Source organism: Terrisporobacter muris (assembly GCF_024621905.1).
Lineage (GTDB): Bacteria > Bacillota > Clostridia > Peptostreptococcales > Peptostreptococcaceae > Terrisporobacter > Terrisporobacter muris.
The window spans coordinates 1-10,382 of record NZ_JANKBY010000114.1; the positions used below are offsets into that span (position 1 = coordinate 1).

Annotated in this window: 9 protein-coding genes and 1 CRISPR repeat array; of the genes, 2 read left to right on the top strand and 7 right to left on the bottom strand. The window is 26.9% G+C overall.

Features of this window, described 5'->3' with window-relative positions; translation table 11 throughout:
• From NSA58_RS10235 to cas6, 5 genes are all read right to left on the bottom strand, one after another.
• A partial coding sequence (locus tag NSA58_RS10235) for a CRISPR-associated endonuclease Cas3'' (protein ID WP_257560429.1) occupies window positions 1–667 on the bottom strand: 667 nt, incomplete at its 3' end.
• Between the two features lie 41 nt (window positions 668–708).
• On the bottom strand, window positions 709–1,464 hold the full coding sequence (gene cas5b, locus NSA58_RS10240; RefSeq protein ID WP_074078925.1) for a type I-B CRISPR-associated protein Cas5b: 756 nt from the start codon (window positions 1,462–1,464) through the stop codon (window positions 709–711).
• Window positions 1,465–1,467: 3 nt separating this feature from the next.
• On the bottom strand, window positions 1,468–2,442 hold the full coding sequence (locus NSA58_RS10245) for a type I CRISPR-associated protein Cas7 (RefSeq protein ID WP_074078924.1): 975 nt from the start codon (window positions 2,440–2,442) through the stop codon (window positions 1,468–1,470).
• Between the two features lie 11 nt (window positions 2,443–2,453).
• Window positions 2,454–4,181 carry a type I-B CRISPR-associated protein Cas8b/Csh1 gene (locus tag NSA58_RS10250; protein WP_257560430.1) on the bottom strand — a complete coding sequence of 576 codons (1,728 nt, stop codon included), beginning with the start codon at window positions 4,179–4,181 and terminating at the stop codon, window positions 2,454–2,456.
• 12 nt (window positions 4,182–4,193) lie between these two features.
• Window positions 4,194–4,886, bottom strand: a complete 693-nt coding sequence (cas6, locus tag NSA58_RS10255; protein WP_074078922.1) for a CRISPR-associated endoribonuclease Cas6 — start codon at window positions 4,884–4,886, stop codon at window positions 4,194–4,196.
• Window positions 4,887–5,115: 229 nt separating this feature from the next.
• Window positions 5,116–6,725: direct repeats of the CRISPR family, unit length 30 nt; unit sequence ATTTAAATACATCTCATGTTACGGTTTATC.
• 281 nt (window positions 6,726–7,006) lie between these two features.
• Here cas6 and NSA58_RS10260 point away from each other — a divergent pair.
• Both NSA58_RS10260 and NSA58_RS10265 read left to right on the top strand, forming a co-directional pair.
• The gene (locus tag NSA58_RS10260; protein WP_277613732.1) at window positions 7,007–8,011 is read left to right on the top strand and encodes a Gfo/Idh/MocA family protein; all 1,005 of its coding nucleotides are present in this window, start codon (window positions 7,007–7,009) and stop codon (window positions 8,009–8,011) included.
• Window positions 8,012–8,317: 306 nt separating this feature from the next.
• Window positions 8,318–8,797, top strand: coding sequence for a hypothetical protein (locus tag NSA58_RS10265; protein ID WP_039678255.1), 480 nt, complete (start codon window positions 8,318–8,320; stop codon window positions 8,795–8,797).
• A gap of 223 nt (window positions 8,798–9,020) precedes the next feature.
• On the opposite strand, the gene NSA58_RS10270 is transcribed toward NSA58_RS10265, so the two are convergent.
• A complete protein-coding gene (locus tag NSA58_RS10270) occupies window positions 9,021–9,347 on the bottom strand; it encodes a hypothetical protein (protein WP_074078919.1) in 327 nt (108 codons plus the stop codon).
• A gap of 5 nt (window positions 9,348–9,352) precedes the next feature.
• A complete protein-coding gene (locus NSA58_RS10275) occupies window positions 9,353–10,336 on the bottom strand; it encodes a M28 family peptidase (RefSeq protein WP_052232830.1) in 984 nt (327 codons plus the stop codon).
• Window positions 10,337–10,382: the final 46 nt, after the last annotated feature.

A 10,382-nucleotide genomic window follows, 5' to 3' on the forward strand; every position in this document is an offset into this window, starting at 1 on the left:
GTTGTTTTCTAACATTAGAGCATTTCTTTTTTAATTTTTTTATCAATGCACTTACATCTTTATTATATATTTCCTTATAACTTTCATTATCTAATGACTCTATTACCTTACTTGTATCCCCAGGATAATCTTCATGAAATGAATCTACAAATTCATTAAATCCACTTAAGTCGCCATGATGTCTTGAAATTATATAAGAATTCAAAAACAATATGTGTGATAGTTTTTTAAATATTGATTTATCTATGTCTTTGTATTTTTCTATCTCTTCAATAAAATAATCCAAATAAAATATTGATGAAATTATTGAGTGCTTACTTCCCAAACCTTCAAATAATTCTTTATTTAGTATTTTGTTATTCATCTTATCAGATTGGAATTTTGGGTTTATTTTACCTATATCATGGAAATTAATCGTATTTAACAAAAGTTTTCTAAACAGTAATTTTGATGATTTATCTGCATTTTCCAAATATAAATCTTCAAAATTTTTAAATATAGATCCTATATTTTTAGATTTATCTATTTTAAAAAAGTACTTATTACATCTATCTATATGTTCTTGTAATGTTTCTTTTCTATTGGAATCTATATGTGCATAAAAATCCAAGTTATCTTTAATTAATAACTCAATATTTATTAAATCCTCTCCTTTAAAGTAATCCATAAAGTTCCTCCTATAAATAAGGAAGGGTGTTCCCTTCCCTCTTAAAAGAATACTATATTTTTTTCATCTATTTCATATATATCTCTAGCAGTTATTGAATCTATACACATATTACTAAATACAAAACTCTCTAGTTCATACATATTAGTTCTTTCACTTAAAGCTACTGGTAATCGTTCACTATACTTAAACAAATCTTCTTCCTCATCGTCTTCCATATCAAATTCTATGTATTTTTTTGGGCATAAAGAGTGTATTTTGCTAATATCATCATCACAAGTACATTGTATATTATCGTAAAGTTCGATATCTGTTATATTGGCATAATGATCATTTTTACCTAAATAAGGTTGATAAATAGATTTATAGTTAACAATATAATCACACAATTTATTTGCTTCTTCATTGTCTATAAGTATATAAATATTCCACTTTGGATTTTCTAGCCATTGTTCTTTTACAATTAAGTTTCCACCCATTTCTTGAGAAGCATATCCTACTGAGTTATTAAAAAATTGCACTTTTTTAGGAATATAAGCTTTTTCATTTAAAGGTTCTATTGATACTTTTAATTTATTTAATTTACTATAAAATTCAGGATATGATTCTTTATAACCCTTTATATTATCTAACATATATCTATGTTGATTGTAACCTCCGTATCCAAGTATTGCTCCAAACATTCCTAACAGTGATACTTTATGGATATTTCCATAGGTGAAATATAAATATGAATTAACTTCTGGCTTTTTAAAAAATGCTGTTTTACCTGATAATTTAAATTTTAAAGCCTTCATGATTTATACCTCTTTTTGTGTAAATATATTTAATTTTTTAGCTCCTTCTATTTCAGATTCTATAATAGTTGTATAAGGATTATAATAAATTTCAATATTATTAATTCTATCTTTTAATGAATTCAATAGACTTGAGCATTGTATCTCTATTGTATTTTTTTCATCTCCCTTAGTAAACTTTATAAACTCTGATAAATTAGGTAAATATAAATCAGATTCTGTCTCTACAAATAATGCGAATTCATTTTCGCACCCTACCTTGGCATTTGTAGCAAAAGACGTAGCTGATACTAATGCTGCTTGTTTAAATTTAGCATAGTCATCTTCTGTATATCCATCCGTTACTTCAAGTTCTATATACTCCTTATATGCCATTGGATTTATTACAAATGGGTAGAAATAATGAGCTTCATTACTTACAATCTTTGTTCCTAAAGTTGAATTTTTAGCTTCTTCTGAATCTTCATTTGCATTATCTTTTGAAGCATCTCTAAAAGGTGATAATATTTGTTGTTCCTCAGGGCTTGTCCCATCATACTTATTGAACCCTTGTCCAATTTGTACTGCACCTGTAATAGATATGTTGTTTCCTGATTCTGCAAATGTAGCTCCAAAGTTTTTAACATCCAATGAGTTAAATAAATTAGTTAAAACTATTTTACTATCTTTACAATCTGATAAATTACACCCACCATTTAGATATTCATATCTTTCTTTTAAAGATCTTGGCCCAAGTGCAATACCTTTTTCAACCTTTTTGTCTTTACCTTTTTTTTCATATGGTGATAATTTCATTGATTTTATATATAATATTTTTTCGCCTTGGTTTTCCCACATCTTTTTCATTGGATACTTCAATGCTTTATCACTACCAAAAGTATCACCATCCGATGTAGTTTTTGGATAACCAGTAAAATCAGCATTCCAGTTCGCCATTTTAGATACTATCCCAATTACTCCATAAACTCTATTTTTCATTTTTCTCCCCCTTATTTATTACTTTCATATATTAAGTTACTATGTAAATATCCTGCTATTATCATATCTTGATTTACTTTTTCTTCTGGCTCATAAGACACTATCATTGCATATAGATTTTTTACTCTCTTTCCATGCATGTCTATATCATAGTTATATCTCTTATATAAATTTCTTAATTTTTCTTTTATAACATTGTTATTTTTTGCATTAATAAAAGGATTGGCTAATGAGTGTGGTTTATTTTTCCCCTTGCTTTTTGATAACAAATAATTTACAAATTGACCCACTGCAAAATAGTACTCTTTATCATTTATAAAGCTTTCTGTTTTTTCACAATTTATCTTTGTTCTAAGATTGTTTTTTACTTCTAAAACAGTATCTGCCATATCTTTACCCCCTTTAAAATAATCTGTTATTGCAAATTTTAAGTTGAACTGATGCGATGCTTTTGATATGTATCCATTGATAATGGAGTTTTTTATTAAATCTAAAGATACTTTGTCTAAAAGTCCATAAACTCCACTTTCATTACCTTTATATATCCAGTTAAATATAGCCTCTCTTGAAAGTAGTAAGTTTCTTTTTATAATACTATCTTTGAGAGATATATCTTTAGCTTCTGTATAATAGTTATTGATTAAATATTTTGAAAAAAATACATTGTCTATAATATGTTGTAATTCTTTTCTATCTTTACAAATACCATATGGTATATCTGATTTAACCTTGTCTTGTAAATCTAATACATCCTTATAATTAATCGGCTTATTTAATTTATATTTATAAGATGTTACTAAATCATAGTTATGTATTACCAGTTCTGTTTTTCCTTTTTTTATTCTCATATACATACCTTGAAAGTCTGAGTTTGGTAATTCTCCATTTTTGTAAGGATAAATACCCTCATCATTTAAGTATATATTTACATTGCCTTTTATTGCATAATTCATTAAGTAATCAAAAAATTTCTTTTGTATTAATACTTCATTATTATCCAATAAATATGGTACATTTACTTTTCTTGATTTATTATCTAAGTAAGGTTTCTTACTGTTCATATTCATGTTATTACTTGGCACACCATATAGTATATTTTCTACTTTTTCATTAAAATCATTTTTATTATAAATGTTAGGTATTAAGTATCTTTTGCATTCACATTGGTACTTGTCTATTGGCACTTTTACAAATATTTTCAAATAATCTTTTCCTATAATAGGAATTCCCAGTTCTTCTAATTTAAATATATTTTCTTTTATCCAACCTTTAATCTTTAATAATAAATCTTCATCTATTTTTCCCAATTGTGATTCTGTTACCTCATATATTTGCTTTGCTTTAGACTTTGTGTATTTCAAATAAGGATTTGATAAAGTCTTGTAATAATTATCTATTATTTCTTGCGTAAGTTTTCCATTACTTAAACTTTCTTTCTTTATAATAAAAGATAGATAATTATTGCCCTGAATAATTTTACTAGTAATAGGCTTATTCATTTCTATAAGCTGACTGTTGTAATCATAATTACAAATATCATTAAAATATATGTTATTTCTCCCGTCTACTTCACCTGTTTTTTTATTGTACTTGATATCTATATCTTCTATCTTATAGTCTTCATCTTCTAAAGACAGTAATATATATTTTCCATCAGCAGGTATGTAATTATCAATTATTAATTTGTCCCCATACTTTTCATATTGTTTTTTAAAGATTTCTATACAATCTTGTAGCATTTTTTCACCTCCTTATACCCATCTATAGTTTATAAAACCTGCTCCTCTTCCATTTAACTCTAAAATTCCAGTTCCCAGTACCATATATGCTAAATCTTGTGCTATTTTATCATCTGAAATATTTAATGATATTTTATCTCCAAGTAGTTTTATATCTTTATACTTAAATGAACATGGTTTTTTATTTTTAAATTCTAATGAAGTATAGAATTCAAAATCTTCATCTATCTTGGTATCATTTATACTGTTGTATTTCTTTATAAGATTTTCAACCAATCTTCTTTCAAAATCTTTAAGTGATAGATTGTGTTTCCAATAACCTGATCCATCTTTAATTATTGCAGGTGTTATGGAGTATATCTTTTCTATAAATTTTTTGGGGATTATTCTTATTTCCGATGTTAAACATTTGATTGTACTGTTGTACTCATTTGCTAAGAATTGATTAAAATAACTTGCTAAATTTTCATTTATTGTTCTTAATGTAAATGTGTAAATTTGATTAGATTTGTATATTTTATCTTTAGGTATGGGGTATAGTGAATCAAAACAATAATTTTTAAATTCATTCTTCTTATGAAACTCTAGCCATTTTTCATCTTTTGACAGTGTAGTATCTATTATTCTACATATTTCAATTTGCGCTTCCTCTGATAACAGATCTTTCATAAGAAATATTTTTGTCTTTATCTCATATACTTTCATTTATTTCCTCCCTTTGGATTTTTACACCATGTGTTATTGTTTATTTAGTATATAGTTACTTAGCTCTATATAAAATTTAAATATTCTTACGTGTTTTCTAAACATATACATTAAGGTTAATTCAGTTATTATTTTTAATTTATTTAGCGTTAAGTACGATTTATATATTTCGCTATTTTATTCTATATTCCCTTTTAAACCAGTAAAATTATACATAAAAAATTTAACTTATTAAGTACATCTCATGTTACGGTTTATCATTAGCTGCTAATAGCGATAAATTAATGCTTCATGAATTTAAATACATCTTATGTTACGGTTTATCTAATAAAAAGGAGTATAATTGCAATGACATAAACTGATTTAAATACATCTCATGTTACGGTTTATCTTATACTAATACAATACATATTATAATATATACTTAATTTAAATACATCTCATGTTACGGTTTATCTCATCTTGAAAGTATCCATACATCTCTTTTATCTTTATTTAAATACATCTCATGTTACGGTTTATCCAGTATTCCTATTGAATCATTAACTGAATCAATAAAATTTAAATACATCTCATGTTACGGTTTATCTTATTGAGGGGCTAGAGATAGCCTCTTAATGTAATAATTTAAATACATCTCATGTTACGGTTTATCGATTTAACAAAGTCAAGTGAACAAATACTATCAGAATTTAAATACATCTCATGTTACGGTTTATCGATTGTGATACTCTCATTCTTTTTAAAATTCTATTTATTTAAATACATCTCATGTTACGGTTTATCAAATGTAAAAAATTTAGTTAGTAAAAAGTTTATAAAATTTAAATACATCTCATGTTACGGTTTATCATATTATCCATCATCTAAAATGTGTAGCCAATGTGGATTTAAATACATCTCATGTTACGGTTTATCTCTGTTATCATTTTCCCAGTTAGATACAGTCTGCTTATTTAAATACATCTCATGTTACGGTTTATCGATAGCTGGATTAGGCAATACAATTGCAAATAACGGATTTAAATACATCTCATGTTACGGTTTATCCAGAAGCAAATAAGATCCAATTAACAAACTATTACAAATTTAAATACATCTCATGTTACGGTTTATCTTTCTATACTTATTTAATTTAAGATATTGATATTTATTTAAATACATCTCATGTTACGGTTTATCATCTAAGCCAAGTGCAAAGGATGAGTTAGCGAATATTTAAATACATCTCATGTTACGGTTTATCTATACATCTATTTATATACAGAGTTTGCTATTGCTAATTTAAATACATCTCATGTTACGGTTTATCCAGTAATTACATTACTAAGGAAAGAGGTAAACAAAATTTAAATACATCTCATGTTACGGTTTATCAAATAAAAAGTTAATAAATTAATTTTAAAAAACGCTATTTAAATACATCTCATGTTACGGTTTATCACGAAAATTTCAAGAAAAAATCAATTTAGAAAAATTTATTTAAATACATCTCATGTTACGGTTTATCTGATATTATGGAGAAAGTGTACTACACAATAATGTAATTTAAATACATCTCATGTTACGGTTTATCAGTATAAAAAATATATAATAAAGGAGTTGGTTTTATTTAAATACATCTCATGTTACGGTTTATCGTGGTCATATAGATGATAACGGAGATGCATATTGGACATTTAAATACATCTCATGTTACGGTTTATCATAATCTTCATCATTTTCAATATCAACACGAGTGTCATTTAAATACATCTCATGTTACGGTTTATCCCACTTTTTAACTAAATAAAATAATACTTTTATAATATTTAAATACATCTCATGTTACGGTTTATCCAACGTAATTTCAACGTTCTTGATTTTATGATAACACCTATAATATCTAAATTTCAACATTTTGTATAAATTTTACCATATGAATTTCACTTTGGAAATTTATATATAAAAAATTCCAATAAACATTAGAATTTCAATACATTCAAACTGTAATTAACAAATAACACCTGGTAAAATGTATTTAATCTCACCCCAAAATATAATACTGCATAAAATTCCCATATTTGATATAGTTAAAAATATAGTGAAATTTATTACAAATACTATCAAGGAGATACCATATGAAAAAAATAATTAACTTAGGTGTAATAGGAAGCGGGTTCATAGTAGACACCTTCCTAGAAGCAGCCGCAGAATTTGAAAACTTAAATCTACATACTTTCTACTCAAGAAGTGAATCCACAGCCATAAGTTTCAAGGACAAATACAACTTTGACAAGTACTCTACATGTTTAGAGGACATGTCAAAAGATGAAAATTTAGATGCTATCTACATTGCTTCACCAAATGCAATTCATCATGACCAAGCCATATTATTTTTGCAAAATAAGAAACATGTACTTTGTGAAAAGGCATTTGCTTCAAATTATAAGGAAGCATTGAATATGATAAATACTGCTAAAGAAAATAATGTGGTAATAATGGAGGCTATGAGAATCACTGTTACTCCGAATTTCAAAATCTTAAAAGATAACCTTCAAAAAATAGGGGAAATTAGAAGATGTTTTGCAAGCTTTTGCCAGTACTCTTCTAGATATGATAAATACAAGGAAGGTACTATTTTAAATGCATTCAAAAAAGAATTGTCCAATGGTGCTCTTATGGATATTGGTGTGTACTGTTTGGCTCCTATTATAAATTTGTTTGGGCCTCCAAATAATATAAAATCTAATACTTTTCTTCTAAGTACTGGTGTAGATGGTCAAGGAAGTGCAATTCTGGATTATGGTACTATGGATGCTGTGTTGATTTATTCCAAGATTGCAAACTCTTATATTCCATCTGAGATCCAAGGTGAAAAAGGAAGTATTATAATTGATAAGATGAATAATTTTGAGAATATAAAGATTGTTTATAGGGATGGTACTGTGGAGGATATAGGTGTTAAACAGCATGAAAATAATATGTATTATGAGATAGAAGAGTTTGTTAAATTAGTTGAGTTGAGCCATAGTAATGCAGTTTATTCTTCTTTCAATACTTTGGAGAATACTCTTAATACTATGCTTACTATGGATAAAATTAGACAGGATCTTAATATAGTTTTTCCTGCTGATAATAAATAATATTTATCCAATATGGGGAACTCCTTTGACTGAGTAAATATATGTTTAAAATATTTTAAGTTTTCAAGGAGTTGTTCCTTTAATAAACAGCAGATTAAATAGTAAATACTTACTTTTGTTTTAAATATTAAACTTCCAGTATAAATCTATTTTGTAAAAATTGACCTTATTTTATCTAATCATTTAATTATTAAGGACTTTCATTCAAAACCAAACTATTAAGTGACCTTTTATCAAATATAACCTACAATTATATAAAGTTAAAAAAGAAATACCCACAAAATAATTTAATTGGAGTGTATATAAATGATATTAGAAAATGTAGAAAGTTTAATTAATAGTGTAAGAGATCTAATAAAGGTACAGGAAATATTCAGACAAATAAGAAGTACACCTTCTTTAATTAATAAAAAAGCAATTTTATCTCAATATATGGAAAACGAAACTTTAAAAGAGGTAATAAAATATGCATATAGCCCCCATATAAATTTCGGCGATGATGTTCAGAGAAATATTTTAGATTTGCAGGTAACAGATACTCTAGATGATGTGTATCCTGTTTTTTATATGTTAGACAAACTTGCTGCAAACAGAGATAATGATTTAGTAAAACAAGAGTTTAAAGACTATATGGCATTTTTCCCAGATATAGAGGAGCTTCTTACTGGAATAATTACAAAAGATTTAGGCTTGGGCATGAGTGTAGCTTCTATCAATAAAATAACTAAGAATTTGGGTGACTTGCGTTCATCTTGTGATAATAGTAATGTTATCAGCTTGTTTTAAATACACCTTGTTCCAGGAAGTGTAATGATAAAAGAGTTCCTTAGATATATTTTCAACTGATAGAGTTTAAATTAATTTTTGCTGTAGAGTAATTCCCTTACTCTACAGCAATTTTATTTAATCTAAAAGCACAAATTATTTTACATTACCTTATACTTCATTATAATAAGTATTATAAATTTAAACGAACTACATTTTTAGTATTTTATCTTTTTCATCCATTTTATAACTCTATTATGTTATCTCCCGTAAACAAATCATATATATTGTAATTAGTGCTGGCTCTATAAATATTACTTACATTACCAATATGTAGTGCTTGGCTGGTTGGAGAACCAAACCCTTCACACATAATAATCCATGTACTTTTATAGTATTTATAAACTTTAAAATCTCCACCTGCCTCGAAAAAACCAGCTCTATAAATTATTCCTTTATCTTCATCAGATAAAATGTAATATATTGAGTTGTTACAAGTTTCAATTAATAAATAAGTTTTATAATAATCATCAGGTGTTTCAATCCACTTATATGTACTTTTTATACTCATATTAATTAATCAACATTTAATGCATCTAGAGTTGCTAGTCCAACTAATTTTACAGTTCTTTCTAATCTATCAACACTTACATTTCCTGTATGATCTTCTGGCTTATGATAGTATGGCTCTATAGCTGATCTTGGGTCATCTTTCTTTGCTGGATCTACATTTATAAATAATGCTGAAGGTATACCTTTTTTAGCAAATGGCACGTGGTCTGAAGATCCCATAGGTCCATCATACTCTCCATTATATTCTACTTCATCATTTGATAAATAAGAAATTTTTTCTCCTGCTTTTTTCATATAGTCCGTTATAACATTTTCACCTTGATTATATGTATATACTGCAAGTTCCGTACATGGCTCGTATGCTGTAGCAACCATGTCTAAATTAAAATTCCCTTCACTTCTATTTATTTCATCTTCTGTCAAAGAATCTACATATGCATAAGATCCTTTAAGTCCAACTTCTTCTGATCCACAAGCTACGAATCTCACTTCTTTGTCTATATCCATACTAGTCATTGATTTTGCTATTTCTAACATTGAAGCAACACCTGAAGCGTTATCATTTGCCCCTGGAGCTTTTGGAACGCTATCATAATGCGCTGTTAAATGTACAATTTTATTCGTATCATTTTTATCATTTTTTATACCTTTAACTCCAGGTTTCATAGTTGCAATTACATTCCATGAAGTTACTTCTTGTCCACCTCTAACAAATTTGAATTCTTGTATTTCTGTCTTATACCCCATTGATTTGAACTGTTTCTCTATGTATTTTGCTGCCTCGTATTCTTCTTTTGTTCCACTTACTCTAACCCCTATGTCTTCTGATAAAACTTCTATATGATTCATTGCTCTATTTTCGTTTACCCTGTTTAAAAATACCTTTTCTAATTTTTGCATATCTTTATTAGGTGTTGCAAATGAAGCTGTAGTCATCATTAATGTAGCTATTAGTATTGCTGGTAGTGCCTTTTTTCTTTTTATCATATTTCTATTCCCCCTTTTATTTTTCTGAATTTTCTGTATATCATTC

What these genes read in the sequence shown, in the direction of transcription:
- cas5b (WP_074078925.1), bottom strand. Translation starts at nt 1,464, where the DNA reads ATGAAGGCTTTAAAATTTAAATTATCAGGTAAAACAGCATTTTTTAAA.
- NSA58_RS10245 (WP_074078924.1), bottom strand. Translation starts at nt 2,442, where the DNA reads ATGAAAAATAGAGTTTATGGAGTAATTGGGATAGTATCTAAAATGGCG.
- NSA58_RS10250 (WP_257560430.1), bottom strand. Translation starts at nt 4,181, where the DNA reads ATGCTACAAGATTGTATAGAAATCTTTAAAAAACAATATGAAAAGTAT.
- cas6 (WP_074078922.1), bottom strand. Translation starts at nt 4,886, where the DNA reads ATGAAAGTATATGAGATAAAGACAAAAATATTTCTTATGAAAGATCTG.
- NSA58_RS10260 (WP_277613732.1), top strand. Translation starts at nt 7,007, where the DNA reads ATGAAAAAAATAATTAACTTAGGTGTAATAGGAAGCGGGTTCATAGTA.
- NSA58_RS10265 (WP_039678255.1), top strand. Translation starts at nt 8,318, where the DNA reads ATGATATTAGAAAATGTAGAAAGTTTAATTAATAGTGTAAGAGATCTA.
- NSA58_RS10270 (WP_074078919.1), bottom strand. Translation starts at nt 9,347, where the DNA reads ATGAGTATAAAAAGTACATATAAGTGGATTGAAACACCTGATGATTAT.
- NSA58_RS10275 (WP_052232830.1), bottom strand. Translation starts at nt 10,336, where the DNA reads ATGATAAAAAGAAAAAAGGCACTACCAGCAATACTAATAGCTACATTA.